Raw genomic sequence first — 26248 nt, 5'->3', positions numbered from 1 at the left:
TGCTCAATGAATGCCAACGTTGTTGTATAAGATTAGTTGCGTGTTTTAAGCACTAAAGTTAGCAAATAAATCACAGATAGAAAGTCCGCGAGGACTTTCGTAAGTAGGCTAGAACTAGCAATTAATTTTATACGGTGTTGTGGTTAGTTTTTTATTTCCACTTTCAGATATTTAATATTTTTTTCACAACTTGAATGTAATTCAGATGTCAATTTTAAATAGTAACTATTTTCAAATATTATTGTTTCTGTTGTGTGATAACCCTCAATTCCAATAACGTATTGTTCTTTAGTTTTCAAATCCGTTAATGCGATTTCCTCTTCTCCATAATAGTTTGAATAAGAAATAGCTGTTTCTCCGTCAGAAGTTAAAGGTTTTCCCATTGTAAAGCAAGTCAATCCATTTTTCAAGTTAACTGATAGAAATCCCCAACTTTCGTAGCCTGTTATTTCAATCAGTGCGTTTCCACAATAAGTCCCTATGAATTTATAATCTGAATATTCTTTTGTTTGAACTTTATTTCTGCACGCTTTTAATTCAGGCGTTTTTATTCCAATTCCAATATTTTGGTTTGCAGAAAATGTATAACAAGAATCTTTAAGTTTGAAAATTTCAGGATATTTTTTGGTCAGATCAAGTTCAGATTTTGGCTCAAATTCAATGAGTTTTTCTGAAATACCGACAACTTTTTCGTATTCCGATTTTTCAATAAGTTCCGATTTCCCATTTAGATTATTCGCTAAATTTCGTATTTCAAAATCGCAATTTTGAGCCCAAGAAATTTGGAAAATTGTAAGTAGAAATATTAAAATCAGTTTTCTGTTCATTGGTTTGGGTAAATTAACCACAACGTTTATGTGTATTATTTGTTGCGTAAATTTAGCGAAAAAAATAGTTTATTAAACTAAAACTTTAGCGTTTCCGAGGTTTTTCGTAAGAAAAACCAGAAAAAGCAATAAATTTTACACGGTGTTATGTTTTGTTGTGATACGTTTGAGTAAGCAAGTTCAGATTCCGTTTTCATTTTTTTTCCTATTTTTAATTTCCTTTTTTGAGCTTTTTTTTATTTCTGTTAAATTCCTTTTTCAGAGTTAATTCTTACGTTTAGATTCCGCTTTGATTTTTAATTCGCGCGATATTTTCCCCAATTATTTTTTTTCCAAAACGTCAAGAATTCCAAAGTAGAGAAAATTCCCGCGTAAAATTTCCGCTTTGATTTGATTTTTTAAAATTCGCGAGAGACTGTTCAGCATTTTTTTCCAGCGTTTAGATTTTCCTGAGCAATAAAACATAACGTTTATGTGTATAATTTGTTGCGTAAATTTAGCGAAAAAAATAGTTTATTAAACTAAAACTTTAGCGTTTCCGAGGTTTTTCGTAAGAAAAACCATAAAAAGCAATAAATTTTACACGGTGTTATGTTTTGTTGTGATACGTTTGAGTAAGCAAGTTCAGATTCCGTTTTCATTTTTTTTCCTATTTTTAATTTCCTTTTTTGAGCTTTTTTTTATTTCTGTTAAATTCCTTTTTTAGAGTTAATTGTTACGTTTAGATTCTGCTTTGCTTTTTAATTCGCGCGATATTTTCCCCAATTAATTTTTTCCCAAAACGTCAAGAATTCCAAAGTAGAGAAAATTCCCGCGTAAAATTTCCGCTTTGATTTGATTTTTTAAAATTCGCGAGAGAGTGTTCAGCATTTTTTTCCTGCGTTTAGATTTTCCTGAGCAATAAAACATAACGTTTTGGTGTATTATTTGTTGCGTAAATTTAGCGAAAAAAAAGCTATTTAAACTAAAACTTTAGCGTTTCCGAGGTTTTTCGTAAGAAAAACCCGAAAAAGCAATAAATTTTACACGGTGTTATGTTTTGTTGCGATACGTTTGAGTAAGCAAGTTCAGATTCCGTTTTCAATTTTTTCAAGCTTTTATAATTTCCTTTTTTGAGCTTTTTTTATTTATTTCTTATTTCTATTAAATTCCTTTTTCGGAGTTAATTCTTGCGTTTAGATTCCGTTTTGATTTTTAATTCGCGCGATATTTTTCCCCATTTAATTTTTTCACAAAACGTCAAGAATTCCAAATTAGAGAAAATTCCCGCGTAAAATTTTCGCCCTGATTTGACTTTTTCAAAATTCGCGAGAGAGTGTTCAGCATTTTTTTCCTGCGTTTAGATTTTCCTGAGCAATAAAACATAACGTTTATGTGTATTATTTGTTGCGTAAATTTAGCGAAAAAAATAGTTTATTATACTAAAACTTTAGCGTTTCCGAGGTTTTTCGTAAGAAAAACCAGGAAAAGCAATAAATTTTACACGGTGTTATGTTTTGTTGTGATACGTTTGAGTAAGCAAGTTCAGATTCCGTTTTCATTTTTTTTCCTATTTTTAATTTCCTTTTTTGAGCTTTTTTTTATTTCTGTTAAATTCCTTTTTCAGAGTTAATTGTTACGTTTAGATTCCGCTTTTATTTTTAATTCGCGCGATATTTTCCCCAATTATTTTTTTCCCAAAACGTCAAGAATTCCAAAGTAGAGAAAATTCCCGCGTAAAATTTCCGCTTTGATTTGATTTTTTAAAATTCGCGAGAGACTGTTCAGCATTTTTTTCCAGCGTTTAGATTTTCTGAGCAATAAAACATAACGTTTATGTGTATTATTTGTTGCGTAAATTTAGCGAAAAAAATAGTTTATTAAACTAAAACTTTAGCGTTTCCGAGGTTTTTCGTAAGAAAAACCATAAAAAGCAATAAATTTTACACGGTGTTATGTTTTGTTGTGATACGTTTGAGTAAGTAAGTTCAGATTCCGTTTTCATTTTTTTTCCTATTTTTAATTTCCTTTTTTGAGCTTTTTTTATTTATTATTTCTGTTAAATTCCTTTTTCAGAGTTAATTGTTACGTTTAGATTCTGCTTTGCTTTTTAATTCGCGCGATATTTTCCCCAATTAATTTTTTCCCAAAACGTCAAGAATTCCAAAGTAGAGAAAATTTCCGCTTTGATTTGATTTTTTAAAATTCGCGAGAGAGTGTTCAGCATTTTTTTCCTGCGTTTAGATTTTCCTGAGCAATAAAACATAACGTTTTAGGCTATGTTTTAGTTGCGGTTTTGTTTAGCTAAAAGTAAGCAAAAAAATCAAACAACTTCGTGCCTGCGTATTTTTCCGAAGGAAAAATACATTAGCAATTAAATATAGCCATTGTTGTAAATAGTGCTTTTTTTTCAATTAATAATTCAGTTTGTTTTCCATTTCATTCAAATTTTGTTTTCGAGAGAAAATTCCTCAAAGATTTTCAATTTCGCAAGATGCTAAATTCCAGTTTTTCATTCACACTTTTTGTTATGATTCCCACGTTTTGCAATTCCGAGTTTGAGTAAATTCCAACATTTTTAATTCTCAATTTATTCAAAATTCAAGGTTATCGAGAGTCTGTTCAGCAATTTTTAAATTCCATTTTTAGAGCGTTTCAAAATTCACACAATTTGCTCAAATTCCACCATTTTTAAAACTCCAACTTTCAAGAGTCTGAGTGGATTCACGCATTATTTACAACGTTTATGTGTATTATTTGTTGCGTAAATTTAGCGAAAAAAAAGCTACTTAAACAAAAACTTTAGCGTTTCCGAGGTTTTTCGTAAGAAAAACCATAAAAAGCAATAAATTTTACACGGTGTTATGTTTTGTTGCGATACGTTTGAGTAAGCAAGTTCAGATTCCGTTTTCAATTTTTTCAAGCTTTTATAATTTCCTTTTTTGAGCTTTTTTTATTTATTATTTCTATTAAATTCCTTTTTCGGAGTTAATTCTTGCGTTTAGATTCCGTTTTGATTTTTAATTCGCGCGATATTTTTCCCCATTTAATTTTTTCACAAAACGTCAGGAATTCTAAATTAGAGAAAATTCCCGCGTAAAATTTTCGCCCTGATTTGACTTTTTCAAAATTCGCGAGAGACTGTTCAGCATTTTTTTCCTGCGTTTAGATTTTCCTGAGCAATAAAACATAACGTTGTTGTATAAGCTTTGTTGCGTTGGTTTTGCAGTAAAGTTAGTAAATAATTAAGAACCGAGAAAGTCCGCGAGGACTTTCGTAAGTAATCAATTAGCCAGCAATAAAGTTTATACGGTGTTGTAAAACGTTATTTTTTAATTGTCGGTTTTGATGGTGTCGCTTTCGCTAATACACTAAATCCTCTATCAATTAATTTATCTGATATTTGTAATACAGTTTCTTGAAGCTTATCTACAACATATTTCAGATTTTCATCTTTAAATTTCTCTATTTCTTCTTCAATATAAAATTTAGTTTCGCCAATAGGGAATCCATCATATGTAATTTGTTTAGTATAACCGCTTGTTAAAGATTTACTCAATAAATTGTCTCGAACAAAAATTTGAGGTGTAATTAGAATATCTAATTTTTTTCTTTCTTCTATTTTACCTGCTTTTATACCGTCTCTATATTTTAATTCAAGTTCCTTTAATTCAAGTTTGGTTTTCAAACTTTTTGTATTTTGTTCGTAAAAAAGTTCTTTTTCTTTTTCATACGCTCCTTCTTCTTTCCCATCTCTGTAACTCTTTTTTGAATAAAAAAAACGGGCAGAAACTATACCAATAATTAGGAAACCAATTGAACTTATTACTAACGTTGTTAATGTAAATACCATTTTATTTATCTTTAAAATTTATTAGTCCTCAATTTCAATTTCTCCCCATTCATGGTCACAATTAGGACATTCATAACACACTCCATTAAAAAAAGCACTTTCAGAATTACATTTTGGGCAGTCTACGTTTAAACTCATATTTTGTTATTTAAATTATTAATTCGATTTCATTTTAATGTTTTACAACGTTTATGTGTATTATTTGTTGCGTAAATTTAGCGAAAAAAAGCTACTTAAACTAAAACTTTAGCGTTTCCGAGGTTTTTCGTAAGAAAAACCAGAAAAAGCAATAAATTTTACACGGTGTTGTAAATAGTGCTTTTTTTAATTCATAATTCAGTTTATTTTTCGTTTCATTCAAATTTTGTTTTCAAGAGAAAATTCCGCAAAGATTTTCAATTCCATAAGTAGCTAAATTCCAGTTTTTTATTCACACGTTTTGCTGTGATTCCCACTTTTTGTGATTCCGATTTGGAGTAGATTCCAACATTTTTCTTTTTCATTTTATTCAAAATTCAACGTTAGCGAGAGTCTGTTCAGCAATTTTTAAATTCCATTTTTAGAGCTTTTCAAATTTACACTTTATGCTCAAATTCCACCATTTTTAAACTTCAACTTTCACGAATTTGAGTGGATTCACGCATTATTTACAACGGTCTAGTGTATGATTTCGTTGCGTGTTTAAGCACTAAAGTTAGCAAATAAATCACAGATAGAAAGTCCGCAAGGACTTTCGTAAGTAAGCTCTAACTAGCAATGAATTATACACATTGTTACCCATAGTTATTCTACAAATTTTATTATCAGCCGTCCAATTGAGTTTACACAATCTCTTGAAAATTCCGCAAGCCATTTGTCAGAATTACGGTCAAAATGTGATTCGCTAAATCCATTTCGAGCGTTAGAAATTGCATTTGTCATTGTTCCAATAAGGTTTATCATTTGTTCAGGGTATTCAATGTCGTTATTATCAAAATCGGATTTCAAATAGTCTTTAACGATTTTAGATAATTTTGATAGGTCAGTTTCTCCCGTTTTTTCAGGAATGTTCTTTTCTATAAATGCTCTAAATAAACCCTCTAAACAAGAATAAGCATAAGTCAAAGTCAGATTATATTCGCCATTTTTAATTGAATCGTCCATTTTATTTATTGACAATTCCAATTTTTCAGCGTTCCAGATGTATTCCGAAATTTTTGTTTTTGGAACAGGTGAAATTCCATTGTTATTCAGTTTTTTGATTTTTTCCAAAATTGAGTTCGGTGCAGAAAGAATTGTTAAGTCTTCAATTATCTCTGATAAATCAGTCTCTTCTTTTTCCCAATCGCAATAAATAGTTAGAAAGTCCAAATTGAAATTGAAGAAATTATTATTCTCTTTTTCAAAAAGTTCATTTAATAGAATAACAAATGTGTCAATAGAATCCCAACGAACAGTATCCATTCCAACAGAGTAAAAAGTTCGTGAGTTTTCAACGTGCTCAAAGATTTGCCTCCAAAAGTCAGCAATTCCGACTTTGTTGCAATATCTTTTAAATTGCTTTGTTTTTAGAAACTCTCCAATATTTAATTCTTTATAACCAGTAACTAAAGGTTCAATGATTGGAAGAGGTTCTTTCATTTGCGTATGTTTTTTTAATTATGGGTAACGTTGTTGTATATGGTTTGTTGCGTGTTTCAAGCAACTAATTTAGCAAATACAAACCGAATAGAAAATCCGCGAGGATTTTCGTAAGTAGGCTAGAACTAGCAATAAATTATATACGGTGTTCTACACAGTTTTTTCTTCTTCTTCTAAAGGAATATTCTTTTCCTTACAATACTTTTCAATTTCGGAATCTGTTTTAAAATAATCGTCACAAAAACTTTCAAATTCCTTTTTTGTTCCTTCTACATACTTTTCGGGAGCAATTAACATAGTTTCGGTTTGTCCAATAAATTTTTCAAATTCAGTATTTATTTCGCACAACTTGTCAATTGTCTTAAAATCCAATTCTTTGTAAGTTGGTTGAAACAAAATTTTGCTTTCGTATGGGTTTCCGTTTAATTCTATAATTCCAATTCCGAAAGATTGGTTAAGTCGTTCCATTTCATTCATTAAGTTTTTACTTATCTCAAATGCAACTAAATATCCATAATTCGCCCAACTTGAATTCGAAACAGCTTGGAAGAAGCATTTTTTCAATTCGTAGTCAGATTTTATTTCTCTTTTTAATTCGTACGATATCAAGTTAAATGCGTCTGCTTTATTTATAACTTTTAATAAGGCATTACTTGATGAGTTTTTAAGGTTCAAAAAGTCAATTCCTAACATATCCGGATGAATCCATTTTTGATGGTCATCTTTACTATTCGCTGATTTTTCGTGGAATATTGTTTTCGAGTATATATTTTGACTTTTTAAATAAGAGCTTAAAAGTTTATGTAAATCTCGTTCTTGATACTTTTTTGAAGCTGGTTTTTTAATTAAAGATTCCTTTTCAACAACTTCGGATAAATTTAACTCGCTTTCGTATTTTGCTAAATAGTATTCAAATCCTTTTTTCCCTTTAACTCGCTTAACTCTTGAGTCATTTTGTCTAATAAAATGGCCTAATTGAGCTCCAATTGTATCAGAAGGAGTTTTTGCATTTCCCCAATCAATATAATTCTTTTCGTCAATCATTTTCAGAACTTCCAAATATGTGAAAGAACCAATGTTGTCTTCTAATACTTTTAAAATAGCTTCTTTTATAGTCATTTATTCGTGTTGTTGGTCAAATTGTGTAGAACGTATTAGGTGTATGGTAAGTAAGGGTAAGTGTATAAATTACCATTCGGCTAATGCAAAAAGATAAAAATAAAGTACTAATTAAAAGTTAACAACAAAGACCCTTATTTATTATACACCTTGTTGTGTACAGTACTATTGAAATCATTTATTTCTTTTTTAAAGAGTCGTTTTGATGTGTTAAAATACTCTCTTTTTGAGCCTGTTTATATTCCTTTATTATCTTTTCCTTTTGCTCTATTTCTCTCAAAAGAGAGTCTGAAAAGGTTTGAAAATACTTCAATTTACGGATTGTATCAATTATTTGTTGTGTTTCTTTTTGGTTATTACTTTTAGAATTAAAAAAATCAATTTTTGTTAAATTACCAATAATAAAAACTATAACTAACATAATCCCACTTTTCCAAAATTTTTGAACCTTTTTGTCAAACTTTTCTAACCATATCCATAAAATATTAAATGTATTTCTTAAACATACTTTTAACCTTAAAAGTAAAGAAGGAATTTTAACTTCTATTTTATAATTGTCTTTGTAAAATAATTCACCACTTAATGTTAATTCAAGAGTTGCTTTATCTTTACTTTGTTTTAGTATCTTTATTAAAGGTGTTTTTTTTGTATAAAATTCAATACTTTCCAAGAAATATTTTACTGATAAATCAATACCATTTACCTTTAGCAATAAATTATCTATTTTACCTTTTCCTCCTTTTTTCGTTAAGTAATTAAAAATAAATTTTTCAGACTTTAATCTTTCTTTTTCAATATTATCTATATACTTTAAAATAGGTTGTCGTAAAGAGTTTTCTATTTCTTCATCTGTCATAATTCAATTTTTCCATTCATTCCTTTTTCCACCCTGCTTGGGTATTGTACACAACGTTTATGTGTATTATTTGTTGCGTAAATTTAGCGAAAAAAATAGTTTATTATACTAAAACTTTAGCGTTTCCGAGGTTTTTCGTAAGAAAAACCAGAAAAAGCAATAAATTTTACACGGTGTTGTAAATAGTGCTTTTTTTAATTCATAATTCAGTTTATTTTTCGTTTCATTCAAATTTTGTTTTCAAGAGAAAATTCCGCAAAGATTTTCAATTCCATAAGTAGCCAAATTCCAGTTTTTTATTCACACGTTTTGCTGTGATTCCCACTTTTTGTGATTCCGAGTTGGAGTAGATTCCAACATTTTTCTTTTTCATTTTATTCAAAATTCAACGTTAGCGAGAGTCTGTTCAGCAATTTTTAAATTCCATTTTTAGAGCTTTTCAAATTTACACTTTATGCTCAAATTCCACCATTTTTAAACTCCAACTTTCACGAATTTGAGTGGATTCACGCATTATTTACAACGTTGTTGTGTATGATTAGTTGCGCGTTTTAAGCACTAAAGTTAGTAAATAAAACACAGATAGAAAGTCCGCAAGGACTTTCGTAAATTGGCTAAAACCAAGCAATTAATTATACACGGTGTTGTGCATAGTTATTTGAAAATTAATTCTTGGAAATATAAGCCAATTTCGTCTTTATCCTTTTCTGTAAATAGCTCATATAAAAATTCGTCACTTATAATTTTTCTAAAACATCTTCTAATTATATCGTCAACATCTTTAGCCGTTGATAACAATAGTTTGGATTCACTTTTCAAAAATTTTGATGACAATCCGTCTCCGTGTACAACTGAAGACCTAATATCATATGCTAATTTTAGAATCTTGTAAAGCTTTATTTTATTCTCATATTCATTTTCTAAAAAGAAACTTACAGTTTCAGAAAGTCTGTGTCGTAGTTCTGAATTTGAAATTGAAAATAGACTTTCTAACACAGAGCAATAAATTGAAACTTTTGTTCCGATATCATCTGTGTTTCTGGCAGATGTTAGAAAATAAAATGCACGACTTAATCTCGATATTTTTGATGTTAATCTTACTGATTCATTTTCTAATGGTTTTTTTAATAGATTTATAGAAATAACAGCAGGTAAAATATTTATAGCTTCAACAATTTCTTCTTTATTAAAATAAGTGGGTTCAACTGTTCCAATTGAAGTGCTGTAAGATGAATTCCACATATTCGAATGTACATTTAATGAGTTATTCGCTTCATAGAATAAGTGTCCTAATTCATAGTGTACAGAATTATCTTTAACCATCCAAAGTGCCTGACAAAAGAATTCAGATAGCTTTAAAAAACGAATTAAATAGTTTCGTTCGTCAAATTCAGTTGGATAATCTTTCTCATCTTCTTTCAGAAAAAGTATTAGTCCAATATTTAGAATACTATGATGTTCTGCAAGTCCAATTATTTCTTTAATATTTCGTCGATTCATTTTTTTTTCAACGAGAGATTTTTTGCTTGATATTCCGAAACCAATTTCTTCTATTATATCTAAAGATAAATTTTTTTCAGTTTCTAAATAAAAAACTGCGGTAAGGCAATTCACTTCTTTCATAGAGTTTGGTTAATTATGCACAACGTGTTTATATATGATTTGTTGCGTGGTTAAAGCACCTAATTTAGTAAATAATTACTGACAAAGAAAATCCGCAAGGATTTTCGCAAGTAAGCAAGAAGCAAGCAATAAATTATATATGTTGTTGTGTGACGTACTTTTTATCTCAACAATTTTAATGCTGGTCTATACTGAAATGTTTTGTTACTATTAATTCTTATTGTGTTAAATATTATTATTACTACGTTATATCCATAAAGAATTATTATTGGAATATAAACTATAAAAATACTCGACATTCCTCCTCTGAATAAAAATATTTTCCCAAATATAAAGATGTAACATAAGAATAATGAAAGACACCAAGATATTTGAAAATTCAATATTGATTTTCCTAATTCGTTTACACCTTTTACCTTGTCTTTTTTAAAAGTCCACATTATTAAAGGAATTATTATTCCAAGTAATGGAAAAAATAAAAACCCCAGAGTAGAGAGATTCATTAAAGACAAATAGTTTCTATCTTCTTTTATTTTCCAGTCTATTAGTTCATCAGGTGATGTATCTAATGCAACAGCTAGTCTTTTTAAAGTATCTCCTCTAGGAATTGTCTCATTATTCTCAATTCTCTGGATAGTTCTTAAACTTAAACCAGATTTTTCCGCTAAATTTTCTTGGGAAATTCCTTTTCTTTTTCTTAATTCTTTTACTCTTTCTGCTAAATTCAAATTATTCATTTCAATATGTTTTTTATTCAAAGTAAAAGTATTTCCTTTTTATCATATTGATAGCGTCTTTACTATGTCATTCTTACGTCATTAGTGTCAAAGTGCTGTTTTTCAGTATGACACACAACGTTGTTGTGTAAGGTTTGTTGCGTAAATTTAGCTAAAAATAACTAATAATTACAGACTTTTACGCTTGCGAGGTTTTTCGCCAGAAAAACCTTAAAAAGCAATAAATTTTACACAGTGTTAGGTGCAGTTTTTTATTTTTTCAACTTTTTCAAATTTTCAAATTTTCAACTTTAATTTCAGTTTTTTCAATTCCATTAAATTGGTATTCTTTTCCTTGTATTTTTACAATAAACGAATTCCAAGAATTCCATTTAATAAATTCCACGCCTGAAAATTCTCCTTTCAAAGAAAAATTTGAGTAAAAGTCATCTTCGTTTACTAATCTTTTCCATATGATTTTTGTTCCTCCTCCGTTTTCGCTTTCTATTCCTTTTTCAATATAAATTCCGTTATATATTCCTGATGTTGTAATAATTATTCTATAAAAATTCTCCAATTGGAAATTCCTCATTATTCTCCTTTTCAGGGATAAATAATTCTCCTTTGCTGATAGTTGTAATCCATTTATAAATATCTTTTTCACTTTTGTCAGAAGTTCTAATTTCAGATTGTGAGTAAACAACAAAAGAATTGATAATCAATAAAAGAATTATAGTCGTTTTCTTCATTTTTTTGGAATTGCACCTAACGTTTATGTGTATTATTTGTTGCGTAAATTTAGCTAAAAAAATAGTTTATTATACTAAAACTTTAGCGTTTCCGAGGTTTTTCGTAAGAAAAACCCTATAAAGCAATAAATTTTACACGGTGTTATGTTTTGTTGCGATACGTTTGAGTAAGCAAGTTCAGATTCCGTTTTCAATTTTTTCACGTTTTTTTAATTTCCTTTTTTGAGCTTTTTTTATTTATTTTAATTGCTGTTAAATTCCTTTTTTTGAAAGTTAATTTTTACGTTTCGATTCCGTTTTGATTTGTAATTCGCTCGATATTTTTCCTTAATTAATTTTTTCACAAAACGTCAAGAATTCCAAAGTAGAGAAAATTCCCGCGTAAAATTTTCGCTCTGATTTGACTTTTTAAAAATTCGCGAGAGAGTGTTCAGCATTTTTTTCATGCGTTTAGATTTTCCTGAGCAATAAAACATAACGTTTATGTGTATTATTTGTTGCGTAAATTTAGCGAAAAAAATAGTTTATTAAACTAAAACTTTAGCGTTTCCGAGGTTTTTCGTAAGAAAAACCATAAAAAGCAATAAATTTTACACGGTGTTATGTTTTGTTGTGATACGTTTGAGTAAGCAAGTTCAGATTCCGTTTTCATTTTTTTTCCTATTTTTAATTTCCTTTTTTGAGCTTTTTTTTATTTCTGTTAAATTCCTTTTTCAGAGTTAATTCTTACGTTTAGATTCCGCTTTGATTTTTAATTCGCGCGATATTTTCCCCAATTATTTTTTTCCCAAAACGTCAAGAATTCCAAAGTAGAGAAAATTCCCGCGTAAAATTTCCGCTTTGATTTGATTTTTTAAAATTCGCGAGAGAGTGTTCAGCATTTTTTTCCAGCGTTTAGATTTTCCTGAGCAATAAAACATAACGTTTTTGTGTATGATTAGTTGTGTGTTTTAAGCACTAAAGTTAGTAAATAAAACACAGATAGAAAGTCCGCGAGGACTTTCGTAAATTGGCTAAAACCAGCAATTAATTATACACGGTGTTAGCGGTTCGTTTTTTGTTCCGATATTTTCTTATGTTCAACATTTGGGTTAAAAATTATTCCCAAAGATAATCAACAGGGTCTGGAAAATATTCCCGCCTTTGATTTAATGATTGAGCCAAAGAACTTGCGAATTCTCTTATAAGATTATATTTGTCAGAACAGTTAACTATAGAGCCATTCATTTCTATTCCCCACCTAAATGGATAATAAATTTTTGTTCCTTCAGCTACGTCTGGATTTTTGAATTCACACGAAGTTCGGTATCCAATCGCTTTCAATTCAGACAAGCATATAATTATGTTGAAAAAATTATTTACTTCGATATTTTCTTCTTTATATTTTTTAGCAATATCCTTTACCAAGTCTTTAAAAGTATAGTTGTCATTTATTCCGATAATATTGTCACAAATAATAAATGAGAAAGGGGCGAATAATTCTAATTTGTAATTAGGATTTAATTTAGAGTATTCGCTTGATGGTTTGCAGATTTGTTTGTTTTTTGAAAGTTTAAGAGCAGTATCGATTAATTGATTTTTCGTAAGTGTTGATTTAACTTCTCCAATTCCAACTACCGATTCAACAGGTATAAATTGAAATCTATTTCCAAATTCTATTAAAGGTGTGTTTACTTTGTCAAACAATATAATATCACATTGAGTTGAAGTTTCATCAGATGAATTGATAATATAACCATCAGTAATCTCGTATTTAAAAGGGACAATAAACTTTAACAATTCGCGTAAAGTTCTCTCTTTGTACATTCCATATTCACCAGAATGTATTAGGTTATTTTTCTTTGACAAATCTTCGTATAAACTTTTTGCTCTTTCTAAATCGGTAATGAAATTATCTGCTTTAATTTTGAATATTTCTAAATACCTTTTGTTCATTATTTAGTTACTTTATTTTATGGTTAATGTATTCTCAAATGACCGCTAACGTGATTGTATAAGATTAGTGGCGTGTTTAAGCACCTAATTTAGCAAATAAATGCGAGATAGAAAATCCGAGAGGATTTTCGTAAGTAGGCGAGAACTAGCCATTAATTTTATACGGTGTTGTAGTGCGTTTTTATATTTCAATTTCCGCTAAGAATATCAGTTCATCAGTTTCTGCATTTTCTGATTCCACGTTTTGGTCATTATAAGTCAGTTTAGTTGGTATAAAGTAAGATACTCCACAAGGAAGTTCAGCAAATCTTGCTTCTAAGTTCAAAATGATTGATGTCGAGTTGTCCAAATTAATTGTGTACTCAAAATTTGATTCGTTAGGAATAAATAGATAAATAGTATTGTCATACTTTCTTATATATTCATCGTCATATTCACTGGGCGGAATATATCGAAAGTCTGGATTTGAAAAGTCACCTTCAACAGTTATATTTTCAGGGTCGAATGTTCCATTTTCAATTAAATTGGCACCAGTTTCATCAACTAATCTAATATACAATTCAGGAAATGCTGGGTCAAAAAGTGAACAGTCAATTCCGCTGTCATCGTCATTAGAACAACTTGTGAATAAAATTCCAATTAAAAAAAGAGTAAGTAATTTTTTCATAATTCAGGTTTTTATTTAGATGCTTTCACATTCGATTGGTTGCGCTCAAATGCACTACAACGGTTTTGTGTATGGTTAGTTGCGTGTTTAAGCAACTAATTTAGTAAACAAAAACGAACGCGAGAAAATTCCGAAGGAATTTTCCAAATAAGCACTTGCCAAAGCAATTAATTATACACGTTGTTGGCAATAGTAATTTTTATTCAGTTAAAAAATTATTTAAATCAACTTCATTTTCAACAGAATTCCATAAATCAACGAAATGTATTTTAACTCTCTTTCCAAAACCATAATTAGAATTATTCACTTCTAAATAGTTCCCTTTTTCAGCATTACTTTTCCTCCAATAAAACCCAATAAATGTACTTTTATCTGTTGAATATGATGTGAATACAGGTGTTGCATCATAAATCCGAACTTTTAAATTACTTGGCTTTTTTAATTTATCATACATTAAGGAAATAGATTCCAGATTTATTCTAATTTGGTCTTTGACATAGGTATTGCTTGTTTTTCCAATATCGTCACTTCTTTGAATTGCTTGTTGGCAATCTGGATTTAACAGCAAAATTTCAACTTCCACGCCTTTTTTTATTGCTGATTCTAATGTGCTTTCCAGTTCCATATAATTTCCAATCCAAGTATCAAGTATCCTTATGCTTTTTTCTGATGTATTTATTTTATTTTTAATACTTTCTGTTGGAAATTGATTATAAGAAAAAATAATGCCGGATTCCTTAAATGATTTTAATTCATCATACCTTATGTCAAATTGAGTGTCAATCGAATCTTGAACTTCTTTTAAAAAACTTCTTTTTAAGAATATGCCATATGCAAAACCTATAACTCCAGCAGATAATATAGCTCCTCCAAGGCTCGTGTAAATTGAAGCTAAAAATTTGTCTGTTTGAGTATTGCCATTGTAGAATAAAACAACTCCAATTCCAATTATAATAAGCATTGTGAGCAAAGACTTATAGTTATTCTTTTCTTTTCTTATTTTATTTCTTTCTTCTTGTAATTCCCTTTTAGTCATAGGTTTGTGTTTATTATTGCCAACGTGTTTGTACAAGGTTAGTTGCGTGGTTTAAGCACTAAATTTACTAAATAATTACTAACAAAGAAAATCCGCGAGGATTTTCGTAAGTAGGCAAAAAACAAGCAATTAATTTTGTACGGTGTTAGCAACTGTTTTTTATTATTTCAACTAATAATCCAATACTCAAAATGTTAATAATTATTATAAAAATTAATGTTCCTATATTCTCAAGTATGAAAAGAGTTAGAGAAAATTTATTCTCAATTTTTCTTATTTTTCCTTCTTTTCTTTTAAGTTTAAAAAAAAGTTTTTCAACTTCATAAAAGTCAGTCTCACTCAAACTCATTAGTTCAATGTTTTCTGAATTTTTCAAAGAGATTGTAGTCTTATAATTATATAACAAATATCCTTTCTCAAACATATTCACTCCTGGATAAATTCTTGTTTTTACTTCACTTTGTTTTATGGTTTTTATTTCTTCAAACTTTAAATTCCTTTTTTGAGGAAGTAAATATTTTTTTATTTCTATTCCATTTTTAGATATTTTCAATATTTTGATTTTAATTAATTGATACAAACATAAAATAGAAAATAAAGAGAAAATAGCTACAAAGAGATAACCAACGATTTTATTTTCCCCAGTTGAAACTTGAAGACAAAAAAGCATAAATACAAAACTGAAAATGAAACTAGAGAAAAGTCCTCCTGAAAGAATTAATCTTGGTTTAGTTTTATATAAAATTTCATTCATTTTATTCAAACGTAATTTTCGTCCTAAATAGTTGCTAACGTTCTAGGCTATGTTTTAGTTGCGGTTTAGTTTAGCTAAAAATAAGCAAAAAAAGTCAAACAACTTTGTGCCTGCGTATTTTTCCGAAGGAAAAATAAAGCAGCAATTAAATATAGGCATTGTTGTAAATAGTGCTTTTTTTAAGATTTATAATTCATTTTGTTTTCAATTTTGTCCAAATTCAGAGTTTGAGAGAAAATTCCGCAAAGATTTTCAATTCCACAAGATGCTAAGTTCCATTTTTTCATTCACACGTTTTGCTAAGATTCCCACGTTTTGCAATTCCGAGTTTGAGTAAATTCCAACATTTTTAATTCTCAATTTATTCAAAATTCAAGGTTATCGAGAGTCTGTTCAGCAATTTTTAAATTCCATTTTTAGAGCGTTTCAAAATTCACACAATTTGCTCAAATTCCACCATTTTTAAAACTCCAACTTTTAAGAGTCTGAGTGGATTCACGCATTATTTACAACGTGTTTATATATGGTTTGTTGCGTGGTTTAAGCAACTAATTTAGTAAATAATTACTGACAAAGAAAATCCGCGAGGATTTTCGCAAGTAAGCAAGTAGCCAGCAATAAATTATATATGTTGTTGGCAACTGGCTTTTATTCTTTCCCAAATTCGTTCATATTCCTTTTCTCCCATTTCAGTTTTTATTGTCTCTTTATTTTTTTCAATAATAGTTTTCAATTTCTTTAATTCAAATTTGTTTTTACTCCAAAATTCAGTTGATATTTTTGAAACAGAATCTAATAAATCTCCTTCATACAAATTTCCTTCTGCGATTATATTTTGTTCAAGTTTCTTTATTGCAATTTCAATTAAAAAATCAATTCCTATTTCTTGTGAGATTAGAAGTCTAATTTGTTCAGTTGACAATTCAGAAAGTTTGATTTTCCTATATTCAAAACATTTTTCAATTAAAGTAGTTGGAAATTCAGATTCTTTTTTCCAATAATTATTTTCTAATTGTTCTATTGATTTTTCTAACATTCCAATTTATTTTTTCTTTGTTTTTTAAATATAAGAAAAGCTAAATTTAAAGATGAAATTAAAAATGGAATACTTGTCCAAAATGCAATTGCATAAACAAAATTATAATTCCAATTTCCAGACGACAAAAAATAAACTGAAATCCACAAAAGAACAATTCCGATAATTTCAAATATTTTTTCGGACAATTCTTTTTTTTGAAATAAACTAAAGATTAACAATATTTTTCCAATTAAAGATATAAACCCAATTGTCATAATTTTATCATTAAATTCGCCACTTAATGTAAAACCATAATTATCAATTAAATTAGGAATACTCGCAATATCTATAATTCCCATTATACCAATTCCGTGTCCAACTCCGAGAATTATAAATGAATGTAGAATTACGGTAAGAATTATTGAATTTCGTTTTATTTTTTTCAATATTTTCATTTTTCAACGTGCGGTTTTGTGCTTGTTGCCAACGTGTTTGTGTAGGAAAAGTTGCGTGGTTTAAGCAATAAAGTTACTAAATAATACACAAACCAAGAAAATCCGAGAGGATTTTCGTAAGTAGGCTTTTACCAGCAATTTTTTTTACACGGTGTTAGCCACTGGTTTTTATATCTTTAAGAGGTGGAGGATAATGTAATTCAATTTCCCAATCTTCATATGGTGGGATTACTTCAAATTCAGAATCACAGTAAGACCTAATGTAATCAACAGCTCTTTTTTCAGCATATTTTGCATTAAGCACAATTCCATCTTCATTCAATTCAATAACATTTACAAAAATTGCAAATGCTTGTTCTATTGCACTTGGTTCATTTCCAAATAATTCTAAATAATTAATTCCTTCTAATTGATAATGTGTTCCACTAGCAATGAAGTAAGAAAATGTTCTTAATGCTCCACTAAAGGAATTACTTAATTTCATTTTTTTCTTTCGCTTTTTGGGTTAAAAATTCAGTCAGTTTAGTTAATTCAGTTTTTTTATATTCTATTGGTCCTAAAATATCTTTTGCAAACTTTTCGGTTTCAGTTTGACTCCATTCAGAGATGGCTTGAAAAGAGTTTTTATCCATTTCATTCAATCTTTCCACAATTGATTTTCCAATATAATTGTCAAGTTCAAATCGAAATTCAGGTATTTTGGTGTTATTATTCCGTTTATTAATTCCAGAGAGTTTAGTTTCAAATTTCATTTTTATTTTCTCGAGAATTGAATTTCCTATTGGGCTATTTGCGAATTGATTTGATTCAAATAAATTCAAATTTTCATATTTGACTTTACTTAAAAGTTTCTTTAAAAAGAGAAGTTCAATATCGTTAAATTCATTCATTTTGAGTTCTGATTGGTACTTGTGGCTAACGTGTTTGTACAAGGTTAGTTGCTTTGGTTAAGCAAGAAAGTTAATAAATAATTACTGACAAAGAAAATCCGCGAGGATTTTCGTAAGTTGGCTAAAAACAAGCAATTAATTTTGTACGGTGTTAGCCACAGTATTTTTTTCATATATGTGGAAATATTAAATAATAATAAATAACTCCAAAAATTCCTGCACCAGTTATATAATTCAATATTGTTTTCCAACTATTCAATTCCTGCGCAACTTTCAGACCTTTATAAATTAAAATTAATTGCCAAATTCCTAAAATTGCTTGCGCAAGAGAAAAAATTCCGACTAATAATGCTAAAATAATTGCAACAATAGATTCAATTTCCGTAGTCAAAACTCTCGCAATTAAAATATTTACAATTATAAGATATACAGAAAAAGTTGAAGGTAAATATGACCAACTTAAAGCGTTGTATATTTTTTTTAAGTCATTCTTTCCACCAAATATTTTTCCAGTTAGTTTAATAAAAACACCAACACTAAAATTAGATATTAAACCATAAATTATACCTAAAAAAATCATTCCTAAAATTGAACCTATTGTTCCCTCAATACTTTCAATATCTAGCGCTCCTTTTGATTTTGCTAAATAGTAAATAAAAATAGTTCCATTAGAACTAAAAAATAAAAAAACTTTAAACCAATTAATTTTTTCAGACAAAATTGATTCAAAAGTTTCAGTCGGTTTTTTCCATAGGGATTTTAGTTTCGTCATATTGTGGCTAACGTGTTTGTATATGGTTTGTTGCGTGGTTTAAGTACCTAATTTAGTAAATAATTACGGACAAATAAAGTCCGCGAGGACTTTCGTAAGTAGGCAATAAGCCAGCAATAAATTATATACGGTGTTGCCATTTCGTTGTTTTTTCAATTTATAATTATACTTTCATTAATTCGAATTGTTTTATTAAGCATCACAAGGAAGTTCTTGAAAATTATCCTCAAATATTTGTTCTTGTTCATTCCATATTGGTATATTGACTTGTTTAGTGCAAATTTCTTCTTCTATGCAACTGCTAAAAGATACAATTATTATAAAAATAAAATTTCGGATTAAAGTAAACTTTCCCAATTTTAAATCTTGTTTTCTAAAACTCATATTTTTTATAAATTAATATTTAAAACTGCGGAAAATCTTATTATTGGTTCATTTTCACTTGTAGTTGAATTCCAAGATGTAGAAATACCTGCTTCTAAAAAGTTAAAATTATATAGAAAATCAACTGCAACTTCAGGAGTAACAATTCCTAAATATAACTTACTGTCTTTGTCGGATGCAGAATTATAAACTAAATTATTTTCATTCATTTTTTCTTGATAAATTAGAGTTAAATCTGTCGTTTTTTCTTGAAAAAATGGAATATATAATCCAGCTCTAATTATAAAATTATTGTTATTTAGAATAGTATAAAATCCACTAATCCTTACTTGTTGAATTCCTGTTTTAGATAAAAAATTCTTTCTTTCTAATCCAGCAAGACTTAAAGAAAGACTAATAGGATCTATTTCATTAAATGAATTAAAGCTATAATAATCTATTCCTAAAAATAAACGAGAGTTTACTCTTCTTTGGAAAGAGATATTGTAATCCGAAAAAGTATTATTAAATAAATTAGAGCTTGGTTTAGATTGATTAAAAATAAGACTATTGTTATCTTTCAGTAAAAGTGTGCTAAAAATATTTTTCTTTATACTGATTATATTTTTAGATTTTAAGTCTTTGGATTGAGAGTAAATATTGTTTTTTGAAAAAAATAATACTAAAATAATTGATGTTAAAATTATACACTTTTGCTTTTCTAATTCTCTTAATTTCATTTTCGTTTTTTTTATATTCATAATTTTTGAAGTTCGTTGGTCAATGAATGGCAACGTTTTGGTATAAGCTTTGTTGCGTTTTTGTTATGCTAAAAATAAGCAAATTATTAAACAACTTTGTGCCTGCGTATTTTTCCGAAGGAAAAATTTAGCAGCAATAAAGTTTATACATTGTTGGCAATAGTTTTTTTAGTTTTCTACTTTTCTAAAAGTCAAATCAGAAATTTTAAATTCAGAGGCTGTAATATATTCTAAAATAGTTTTTTCCGAGTTTTCAATTCCTACAACACTTATCTCAAAATATATTTCGTTTTTTTCTTTTATGAGCTTAACTACAGTATTTAAATATTCATCAGGAACATCATTGATATTTTCATACTTATTCTTTTTTGGGACTATTAAAAACCAACTTGCATTAGTTTTTGGGTTAAAATTCAGCCATAAAATCTCAGAATTTTCAGCTTGATTTTTTGATTCCCAATATCCATTCAAACTTTTTCTTATTTCGTTAATCTCAGTTAATTTATTCGGTTGGTTTTTCGAAGGACTTTCTTTTACTTTTTTCAAAGAAGAACAACTTAGTATTAAATTCAAGATAATAACTAACAGAAGTTTTTTTTTCATTTTTACAATGATTCTTAAATTCCAAATTCTAACATTAATTTAAAAATTCATACTTTATAATTTTCAATTTTGAGACTGCTGGTAAATTATTGCCAACGTCTTAGGCTATGTTTTAGTTGCGTAGTTTAAGCATTAAAGTTAGCAAATAATTACTGAATGGAAAATCCGCTAGGATTTTCCCAAGTAGGCTAGAAGCTAGCAATTAAATATAGCCATTGTTAGGCAACGTTATTTTTTTCGTAATGTTTTATCTCATTCAATTCAGCCTCTTTTTCAGTCTTTTGATTTTCAATATCAAAGTCATCTTGAATACCAAGCCAGAATTTTGCTGAATTTCCAAAATATTTACTCAATCTCAAAGCTGTATCTGCTGTTACTCTACGATTTCCTTTTATTATTTCCGAAATTCTTGTTTGAGGAATTTTCAAATCTTTAGAAAGTCTGTATGCAGAAATTTCAAGAGGTTCAAGAAATTCGTGAAATAAAATTTCTCCTGGATGAATATTTGCTAATTTTTCCATAATTTTCTTATTTAATGATAATCAACTATTTCAACTTCACTTGCGTTTCCATTGTTCCAAATAAAGATTATCCTCCATTGTTTATTAATTCTAATACTATAATATTCTTTCAGATTTCCTGTTAACTTTTCAAGTCGGTTTGATGGTGGAATTCTCAAATCAGCAATATCTTGCGAGTTATTAAGCATTCTCATTTTCCTTCTACCTACATTTTGGATTTCGTACGGCAATTTTTTTACTCGAATTCCATTCCAAATTTTTTCAGTTTCTTTCGTTCCAAAAGAAATTATCATATTCTTGTTTTACGTTACTAACGCCAAAGGTATGTGTTTTTTTTCATTCCACCAAATGTTGCCTAACGTACGGGTTGTATGGTTAGTTACGTTTTTTAAAGATACTATTTTCTTGATAATGACTAAAAAAAATCTTAGAAAAATATTTCGCAAGTAGGCAATAAGCAGTAATTAATTATACAGCAGGTTAGTATTCGTTGGCTAAATATAGCCTAATTAATTTTCCAAATGGACAGATTAAAATTGTTTTTTTTCTTCTTCACAACATTGAGATTAGGAGTGTTGCTTTCGTTGAGATTTGAAAAAACAATTTTAAGCCATTGCTAGTTTTCACTAAGTTAATTAAAGAAAGACTTTCCTATGTGAAGTTACGTTATTAAAAACTCCAAAAAAAAAAGGGATTTAGTCACACGAACTACTTGCGAACAGATTTGATCACTTTTTTTTAAAGTATTAGGTTTTCACTACCAAAAATAAACAAACAATAAGCTGCTTCACTTAGCCCAAGAAAGCCATAAAACCGTTAAGCAATCAAGAAGTTTGATGAGGTAATTCGCCAATGTATACTAACGTTGTTGTATAAGAAAAGTTGCGTGGTTTAAGCACTAAAGTTAGTAAATAAATCACAGATAGAAAGTCCGCGAGGACTTTCGTAAATTGGCTTTTACCAGCAATTTTTTTTATACGGTGTTGGCAACAGTACTTTCTGCAATGTACTGAATTATAATAATCATAACTATTATGGAAAAATATAATGGCCAAATTGTTTTTCCGAAAATACAACTTATTAAACTATATTCATCTTTCTTAAATTCCTTTGTTGACATAGAGAAATCTATTTGATTTTCCGGAAGTTTCCTTACTTTATCATATAAACCTCTAAATTTTCTTTCTTGGTGTAAGAAGTATCCATTTAAATACCAGAAAACTGCTATTGATAAAACTGCAATTCCTAAAATTCTTTCGTTCATTTTATTGTCTGAAAATATGAATAGAGCAGATACAATAGTTATTGACCAACCTTTGATTAAAAATGAATTAGTACTCATTCTATTAATAGTATTATGGATAAATTCCAAATGTTTTAATTTATTATTATCCATCTATTAAGAATTTAGAATTTATTTGATTCAATGAATAAAGCTCGTCTAAGGGATTTGAATTTGAAAATTTTGCTTTATTTATCCAAAGCTGTATGTCACGCAAAGTTAATTTTGTAAAATGTGATAACTCAAGTTCATATTCAACTGTTAATTGCTCTTTCACACTTTCGCTTAAAGATATTCTACTCGAAAAGGTTCGAGTTTCTTGTTTTAATCTTTTTGGTGTTTTTTTTCTTATAGTTTGTGTTGTTGCAATTTCTGAAAAAATCCAAGGTGAATTTGTACTGTCTTTTATTGTATCAATTGCAGAGACTGAATTAGGTGTATTTAGGAAAAAAATTGCTTCGCAAGAATCAATCATTTTATTTAAAGCAGAATTTAGCATTAAGTGCACGTGGCTTGTTGAGAAATTTCTTTTTTCATAGCTATAAGTAGTTTGATTTTCGTGCATACAATATTTATCATCTATAGCTTTTAAAAGGTTGTCCGAAAATCCCCAAACAGTAGAGTCAATAAATGTTTTTAAACCAAAATTTTTATATAGTAATCCCGCTAAAGCTATTGCTTTATCCTGATCTTTGTGAGAATGAGATAAAAATATATCACATTCAATTATTGGGAACCATTTTTCAATTACTTTATTTCCATTTATAATTCCATTAAAGGCAATCAAATCATCAAACCTATCATTTATTTTTTCGGTCATTTCAGAGTGGATTTCTTTTCCTTTCTCTGTAAAGCTGTCATTTAGGGTTTCTGGAATTACTAAATTAAATCCTCTGTACATAGATGTGTTTTTTTTGTATTGTTGCCAACGTTGTTGTATATGGTTTGTTGCGTGTTTCAAGCACCTAATTTAGTAAATAATTACCAACCAAGAAAGTCCGCGAGGACTTTCGTAAGTAAGCAAAAAGCCAGCAATAAATTATATACGGTGTTGGCATTTCGTTGTTTTTTATTCCGATATATTTTTCCTTTTAAAAGGTATATATTTAAAAATAAAACCTAAAAAAACTGCACATAATGCTCCTGAAATTGTGTGAATTACACCATTTTCAGTTAAAAAGTAAGCCATAATTCCGACAATTCCAATTCCTATTCCAATAATCTGGGATTTATTCATATTTCTCTTTTTAGATTAAATTTATTAACTTTTTGTTCTTATATAATTGTTAGTTCCGATTGAGTTAACAATTCCGCAACTGGCTAAATTCCGCAATCAATTCGGGTTTTGCTTTTCAGTTCAGTTTCCGATTCCGCAAACGAGCTAAAATTCAAACGTTTTGTTTTAAATTCAATTTTCAATTCTGACTTTAAACTACTTTTCCTTTAATTAACTATTTACTTTTTATTTTCTTTACTTTTCCTAACAAAAAAACCAACCCAACTTGCAATAAAAACAATTAGAATAAACCATAACCAAAGGTTTCCATTTAATAATTCAGTTCTATCTTCGGCATTTTTTAAACTTCCAATTGCAATAACTGTCATTGCTATTGGTCTTATAATGTCATATTTCATATTTTTCATTTTTAACGGTTCTGCTCAATGAATGCCAACGTTATTGTGTATGGTTAGTTGCGTGTTTCAGCAACTAATTTAGCAAATACAAACCGAATAGAAAATCCGCGAGGATTTTCGTAAGTAAGCCTTTATTAGCAATGAATTATACACGGTGTTGTGCTTTCGTTATTTTTCTAATTCAGTTTCCAACTGAACTATAAGTTCTTTTATTTGAGTTATGCCCATGTTTAAAGCCTGAATGGTATACTCGTTATTATACTTCTGTTCTTTAATCAATTTTAAAAATTCATTATTTTGAATCAGTTTTTCATAATCTTGAGGTTTAAATGATACATATAACCTTTCAAAATCACGTTTAAAATTTTTAAAATAAAATTTATAACTAGGATTAAATTGCTCTAAACTTATTGTGTTGTTCATATCGCCTAAATCATCAATAAAATCAAACCACCTATCATAGACATTAATAATGGACTTCCTTATTGAATCGTTTGATATTATTTCAAATCCACGGGACTTTAGATTTTCATAACCACCAGTATTAAGGGTAAACTGTGTGTTATATTGAATGTTTCCAAAATGTATGTCCAAAGAATCATTATAAGGTCTTTTGTTTATAAGAATATCACTAATTAACATATTAGAATTAATAGCTCTTTGGTTTAAAAAGATATCTTCTTCCAAACTTAAAAGATTTGTTTTGGAATCACTTAACAATTCCTTAAGTACAGAAGTTTCTTCCTTTTTGTTTTTCAGGTTTTCGTTCCAATTATTAATCTGCAGCGCTATTAAAATTCCGATAACAACAAGTAAAATTTCACCAATCGCATATTTAAAATACTTTCCAGTTTTGTTTTCCATAAGCAAGTTTTGGCGAATTTTTCTAAAGAATTTTATCATTGGTTATCGGTTTCTGATAATGAAGCACAACGTTTATGTGTATTATTTGTTGCGTAAATTTAGCGAAAAAAAAGCTACTTAAACAAAAACTTTAGCGTTTCCGAGGTTTTTCGTAAGAAAAACCATAAAAAGCAATAAATTTTACACGGTGTTATGTTTTGTTGCGATACGTTTGAGTAAGCAAGTTCAGATTCCGTTTTCAATTTTTTCAAGCTTTTATAATTTCCTTTTTTGAGCTTTTTTTATTTATTATTTCTATTAAATTCCTTTTTCGGAGTTAATTCTTGCGTTTAGATTCCGTTTTGATTTTTAATTCGCGCGATATTTTTCCCCATTTAATTTTTTCACAAAACGTCAGGAATTCTAAATTAGAGAAAATTCCCGCGTAAAATTTTCGCCCTGATTTGACTTTTTCAAAATTCGCGAGAGACTGTTCAGCATTTTTTTCCTGCGTTTAGATTTTCCTGAGCAATAAAACATAACGTTTATGTGTATTATTTGTTGCGTAAATTTAGCGAAAAAAAGCTACTTAAACTAAAACTTTAGCGTTTCCGAGGTTTTTCGTAAGAAAAACCAGAAAAAGCAATAAATTTTACACGGTGTTGTAAATAGTGCTTTTTTTAATTCATAATTCAGTTTATTTTTCGTTTCATTCAAATTTTGTTTTCAAGAGAAAATTCCGCAAAGATTTTCAATTCCATAAGTAGCTAAATTCCAGTTTTTTATTCACACGTTTTGCTGTGATTCCCACTTTTTGTGATTCCGATTTGGAGTAGATTCCAACATTTTTCTTTTTCATTTTATTCAAAATTCAACGTTAGCGAGAGTCTGTTCAGCAATTTTTAAATTCCATTTTTAGAGCTTTTCAAATTTACACTTTATGCTCAAATTCCACCATTTTTAAACTTCAACTTTCACGAATTTGAGTGGATTCACGCATTATTTACAACGTTTATGTGTATTATTTGTTGCGTAAATTTAGCGAAAAAAATAGTTTATTATACTAAAACTTTAGCGTTTCCGAGGTTTTTCGTAAGAAAAACCAGAAAAAGCAATAAATTTTACACGGTGTTGTAAATAGTGCTTTTTTTAATTCATAATTCAGTTTATTTTTCGTTTCATTCAAATTTTGTTTTCAAGAGAAAATTCCGCAAAGATTTTCAATTCCATAAGTAGCCAAATTCCAGTTTTTTATTCACACGTTTTGCTGTGATTCCCACTTTTTGTGATTCCGAGTTGGAGTAGATTCCAACATTTTTCTTTTTCATTTTATTCAAAATTCAACGTTAGCGAGAGTCTGTTCAGCAATTT

General features: G+C 28.5%; 27 protein-coding genes. All 27 read right to left on the bottom strand.

All coding sequences use genetic code 11. The annotated features are described in order from the left end of the window. Positions 1 to 143: 143 nt before the first annotated feature. Complete coding sequence (locus tag SJY27_RS08335) at positions 144 to 827, bottom strand: hypothetical protein (RefSeq protein ID WP_397447805.1); 684 nt, start codon at positions 825 to 827, stop codon at positions 144 to 146. A 3304-nt stretch (positions 828 to 4131) separates the two neighbouring features. Further along, positions 4132 to 4659: a hypothetical protein gene (locus tag SJY27_RS08330; RefSeq protein ID WP_397447804.1), complete on the bottom strand. Its 528-nt coding sequence runs from the start codon at positions 4657 to 4659 to the stop codon at positions 4132 to 4134. A 783-nt stretch (positions 4660 to 5442) separates the two neighbouring features. Beyond that, on the bottom strand, positions 5443 to 6279 hold the full coding sequence (locus SJY27_RS08325) for a hypothetical protein (RefSeq protein ID WP_397447803.1): 837 nt from the start codon (positions 6277 to 6279) through the stop codon (positions 5443 to 5445). A 150-nt stretch (positions 6280 to 6429) separates the two neighbouring features. Next, positions 6430 to 7398, bottom strand: a complete 969-nt coding sequence (locus tag SJY27_RS08320; RefSeq protein ID WP_397447802.1) for an HTH domain-containing protein — start codon at positions 7396 to 7398, stop codon at positions 6430 to 6432. Positions 7399 to 7576: 178 nt separating this feature from the next. Further along, on the bottom strand, positions 7577 to 8254 hold the full coding sequence (locus SJY27_RS08315; protein ID WP_397447801.1) for a hypothetical protein: 678 nt from the start codon (positions 8252 to 8254) through the stop codon (positions 7577 to 7579). Positions 8255 to 8908: 654 nt separating this feature from the next. Further along, positions 8909 to 9877 (bottom strand): hypothetical protein, encoded by a 969-nt coding sequence (locus SJY27_RS08310; RefSeq protein WP_397447800.1) that lies wholly within the window; start codon positions 9875 to 9877, stop codon positions 8909 to 8911. A gap of 161 nt (positions 9878 to 10038) precedes the next feature. Then, a complete protein-coding gene (locus tag SJY27_RS08305; protein ID WP_397447799.1) occupies positions 10039 to 10614 on the bottom strand; it encodes a DUF4870 domain-containing protein in 576 nt (191 codons plus the stop codon). A gap of 268 nt (positions 10615 to 10882) precedes the next feature. Further along, positions 10883 to 11185 carry a hypothetical protein gene (locus SJY27_RS08300; RefSeq protein WP_397447798.1) on the bottom strand — a complete coding sequence of 101 codons (303 nt, stop codon included), beginning with the start codon at positions 11183 to 11185 and terminating at the stop codon, positions 10883 to 10885. After that, the gene (locus SJY27_RS08295; RefSeq protein WP_397447797.1) at positions 11154 to 11342 is read right to left on the bottom strand and encodes a hypothetical protein; all 189 of its coding nucleotides are present in this window, start codon (positions 11340 to 11342) and stop codon (positions 11154 to 11156) included. The genes SJY27_RS08300 and SJY27_RS08295 overlap by 32 nt, the downstream gene beginning before the upstream one ends. 1098 nt (positions 11343 to 12440) lie before the next feature. Further along, positions 12441 to 13277, bottom strand: a complete 837-nt coding sequence (locus SJY27_RS08290) for a DUF6602 domain-containing protein (protein ID WP_397447796.1) — start codon at positions 13275 to 13277, stop codon at positions 12441 to 12443. A 181-nt stretch (positions 13278 to 13458) separates the two neighbouring features. Beyond that, positions 13459 to 13944: a hypothetical protein gene (locus tag SJY27_RS08285; protein WP_397447795.1), complete on the bottom strand. Its 486-nt coding sequence runs from the start codon at positions 13942 to 13944 to the stop codon at positions 13459 to 13461. A 199-nt stretch (positions 13945 to 14143) separates the two neighbouring features. Continuing rightward, positions 14144 to 14980, bottom strand: a complete 837-nt coding sequence (locus SJY27_RS08280; protein ID WP_397447794.1) for a DUF5919 domain-containing protein — start codon at positions 14978 to 14980, stop codon at positions 14144 to 14146. A 145-nt stretch (positions 14981 to 15125) separates the two neighbouring features. Next, on the bottom strand, positions 15126 to 15734 hold the full coding sequence (locus tag SJY27_RS08275) for a hypothetical protein (RefSeq protein WP_397447793.1): 609 nt from the start codon (positions 15732 to 15734) through the stop codon (positions 15126 to 15128). A 622-nt stretch (positions 15735 to 16356) separates the two neighbouring features. Then, complete coding sequence (locus SJY27_RS08270) at positions 16357 to 16770, bottom strand: contact-dependent growth inhibition system immunity protein (protein ID WP_397447792.1); 414 nt, start codon at positions 16768 to 16770, stop codon at positions 16357 to 16359. Next, positions 16764 to 17207: a hypothetical protein gene (locus SJY27_RS08265; RefSeq protein WP_397447791.1), complete on the bottom strand. Its 444-nt coding sequence runs from the start codon at positions 17205 to 17207 to the stop codon at positions 16764 to 16766. Before SJY27_RS08265 ends, SJY27_RS08270 begins: the two co-directional genes overlap by 7 nt. 154 nt (positions 17208 to 17361) lie before the next feature. After that, a complete protein-coding gene (locus SJY27_RS08260; protein WP_397447790.1) occupies positions 17362 to 17691 on the bottom strand; it encodes a hypothetical protein in 330 nt (109 codons plus the stop codon). Continuing rightward, a complete protein-coding gene (locus tag SJY27_RS08255; protein WP_397447789.1) occupies positions 17678 to 18097 on the bottom strand; it encodes a hypothetical protein in 420 nt (139 codons plus the stop codon). Before SJY27_RS08255 ends, SJY27_RS08260 begins: the two co-directional genes overlap by 14 nt. Before the next feature lie 169 nt (positions 18098 to 18266). Further along, on the bottom strand, positions 18267 to 18869 hold the full coding sequence (locus tag SJY27_RS08250; RefSeq protein ID WP_397447788.1) for a Yip1 family protein: 603 nt from the start codon (positions 18867 to 18869) through the stop codon (positions 18267 to 18269). Positions 18870 to 19258: 389 nt separating this feature from the next. Then, positions 19259 to 19972 carry a hypothetical protein gene (locus tag SJY27_RS08245; protein WP_397447787.1) on the bottom strand — a complete coding sequence of 238 codons (714 nt, stop codon included), beginning with the start codon at positions 19970 to 19972 and terminating at the stop codon, positions 19259 to 19261. A gap of 189 nt (positions 19973 to 20161) precedes the next feature. After that, positions 20162 to 20596 carry a hypothetical protein gene (locus SJY27_RS08240; RefSeq protein WP_397447786.1) on the bottom strand — a complete coding sequence of 145 codons (435 nt, stop codon included), beginning with the start codon at positions 20594 to 20596 and terminating at the stop codon, positions 20162 to 20164. A 218-nt stretch (positions 20597 to 20814) separates the two neighbouring features. Further along, a complete protein-coding gene (locus SJY27_RS08235; RefSeq protein WP_397447785.1) occupies positions 20815 to 21117 on the bottom strand; it encodes a HigA family addiction module antitoxin in 303 nt (100 codons plus the stop codon). An 11-nt stretch (positions 21118 to 21128) separates the two neighbouring features. Further along, positions 21129 to 21410, bottom strand: a complete 282-nt coding sequence (locus tag SJY27_RS08230) for a type II toxin-antitoxin system RelE/ParE family toxin (RefSeq protein WP_397447784.1) — start codon at positions 21408 to 21410, stop codon at positions 21129 to 21131. A gap of 680 nt (positions 21411 to 22090) precedes the next feature. Next, on the bottom strand, positions 22091 to 22459 hold the full coding sequence (locus SJY27_RS08225; protein ID WP_397447783.1) for a hypothetical protein: 369 nt from the start codon (positions 22457 to 22459) through the stop codon (positions 22091 to 22093). Positions 22460 to 22505: 46 nt separating this feature from the next. After that, positions 22506 to 23360 (bottom strand): hypothetical protein, encoded by an 855-nt coding sequence (locus SJY27_RS08220; RefSeq protein WP_397447782.1) that lies wholly within the window; start codon positions 23358 to 23360, stop codon positions 22506 to 22508. Positions 23361 to 23468: 108 nt separating this feature from the next. Beyond that, a complete protein-coding gene (locus SJY27_RS08215) occupies positions 23469 to 23636 on the bottom strand; it encodes a hypothetical protein (protein WP_397447781.1) in 168 nt (55 codons plus the stop codon). A 218-nt stretch (positions 23637 to 23854) separates the two neighbouring features. Next, the gene (locus SJY27_RS08210; protein WP_397447780.1) at positions 23855 to 24043 is read right to left on the bottom strand and encodes a hypothetical protein; all 189 of its coding nucleotides are present in this window, start codon (positions 24041 to 24043) and stop codon (positions 23855 to 23857) included. Positions 24044 to 24202: 159 nt separating this feature from the next. Further along, on the bottom strand, positions 24203 to 24898 hold the full coding sequence (locus SJY27_RS08205) for a DUF6090 family protein (RefSeq protein WP_397447779.1): 696 nt from the start codon (positions 24896 to 24898) through the stop codon (positions 24203 to 24205). Positions 24899 to 26248: the final 1350 nt, after the last annotated feature.

Source organism: Polaribacter sp. R77954 (genome assembly GCF_044595335.1).
Taxonomy (GTDB): Bacteria; Bacteroidota; Bacteroidia; order Flavobacteriales; family Flavobacteriaceae; genus Polaribacter.
This window is presented reverse-complemented; position numbering and strand designations above follow the sequence as displayed.

Excerpts from the sequence above, each read along its gene's own strand:
- SJY27_RS08285 (WP_397447795.1), bottom strand. The coding sequence starts at position 13,944 with ATGAAAAAATTACTTACTCTTTTTTTAATTGGAATTTTATTCACAAGT.
- SJY27_RS08215 (WP_397447781.1), bottom strand. The coding sequence starts at position 23,636 with ATGAATAAATCCCAGATTATTGGAATAGGAATTGGAATTGTCGGAATT.
- SJY27_RS08295 (WP_397447797.1), bottom strand. The coding sequence starts at position 11,342 with ATGAAGAAAACGACTATAATTCTTTTATTGATTATCAATTCTTTTGTT.
- SJY27_RS08245 (WP_397447787.1), bottom strand. The coding sequence starts at position 19,972 with ATGAAATTAAGAGAATTAGAAAAGCAAAAGTGTATAATTTTAACATCA.
- SJY27_RS08300 (WP_397447798.1), bottom strand. The coding sequence starts at position 11,185 with ATGAGGAATTTCCAATTGGAGAATTTTTATAGAATAATTATTACAACA.
- SJY27_RS08315 (WP_397447801.1), bottom strand. The coding sequence starts at position 8,254 with ATGACAGATGAAGAAATAGAAAACTCTTTACGACAACCTATTTTAAAG.
- SJY27_RS08210 (WP_397447780.1), bottom strand. The coding sequence starts at position 24,043 with ATGAAAAATATGAAATATGACATTATAAGACCAATAGCAATGACAGTT.
- SJY27_RS08260 (WP_397447790.1), bottom strand. The coding sequence starts at position 17,691 with ATGAAATTAAGTAATTCCTTTAGTGGAGCATTAAGAACATTTTCTTAC.
- SJY27_RS08235 (WP_397447785.1), bottom strand. The coding sequence starts at position 21,117 with ATGGAAAAATTAGCAAATATTCATCCAGGAGAAATTTTATTTCACGAA.
- SJY27_RS08270 (WP_397447792.1), bottom strand. The coding sequence starts at position 16,770 with ATGTTAGAAAAATCAATAGAACAATTAGAAAATAATTATTGGAAAAAA.
- SJY27_RS08330 (WP_397447804.1), bottom strand. The coding sequence starts at position 4,659 with ATGGTATTTACATTAACAACGTTAGTAATAAGTTCAATTGGTTTCCTA.
- SJY27_RS08240 (WP_397447786.1), bottom strand. The coding sequence starts at position 20,596 with ATGAAAAAAAAACTTCTGTTAGTTATTATCTTGAATTTAATACTAAGT.
- SJY27_RS08325 (WP_397447803.1), bottom strand. The coding sequence starts at position 6,279 with ATGAAAGAACCTCTTCCAATCATTGAACCTTTAGTTACTGGTTATAAA.
- SJY27_RS08280 (WP_397447794.1), bottom strand. The coding sequence starts at position 14,980 with ATGACTAAAAGGGAATTACAAGAAGAAAGAAATAAAATAAGAAAAGAA.
- SJY27_RS08310 (WP_397447800.1), bottom strand. The coding sequence starts at position 9,877 with ATGAAAGAAGTGAATTGCCTTACCGCAGTTTTTTATTTAGAAACTGAA.
- SJY27_RS08255 (WP_397447789.1), bottom strand. The coding sequence starts at position 18,097 with ATGAATGAATTTAACGATATTGAACTTCTCTTTTTAAAGAAACTTTTA.
- SJY27_RS08335 (WP_397447805.1), bottom strand. The coding sequence starts at position 827 with ATGAACAGAAAACTGATTTTAATATTTCTACTTACAATTTTCCAAATT.
- SJY27_RS08265 (WP_397447791.1), bottom strand. The coding sequence starts at position 17,207 with ATGAAAATATTGAAAAAAATAAAACGAAATTCAATAATTCTTACCGTA.
- SJY27_RS08205 (WP_397447779.1), bottom strand. The coding sequence starts at position 24,898 with ATGGAAAACAAAACTGGAAAGTATTTTAAATATGCGATTGGTGAAATT.
- SJY27_RS08230 (WP_397447784.1), bottom strand. The coding sequence starts at position 21,410 with ATGATAATTTCTTTTGGAACGAAAGAAACTGAAAAAATTTGGAATGGA.
- SJY27_RS08290 (WP_397447796.1), bottom strand. The coding sequence starts at position 13,277 with ATGAACAAAAGGTATTTAGAAATATTCAAAATTAAAGCAGATAATTTC.
- SJY27_RS08225 (WP_397447783.1), bottom strand. The coding sequence starts at position 22,459 with ATGAGTACTAATTCATTTTTAATCAAAGGTTGGTCAATAACTATTGTA.
- SJY27_RS08320 (WP_397447802.1), bottom strand. The coding sequence starts at position 7,398 with ATGACTATAAAAGAAGCTATTTTAAAAGTATTAGAAGACAACATTGGT.
- SJY27_RS08250 (WP_397447788.1), bottom strand. The coding sequence starts at position 18,869 with ATGACGAAACTAAAATCCCTATGGAAAAAACCGACTGAAACTTTTGAA.
- SJY27_RS08275 (WP_397447793.1), bottom strand. The coding sequence starts at position 15,734 with ATGAATGAAATTTTATATAAAACTAAACCAAGATTAATTCTTTCAGGA.
- SJY27_RS08305 (WP_397447799.1), bottom strand. The coding sequence starts at position 10,614 with ATGAATAATTTGAATTTAGCAGAAAGAGTAAAAGAATTAAGAAAAAGA.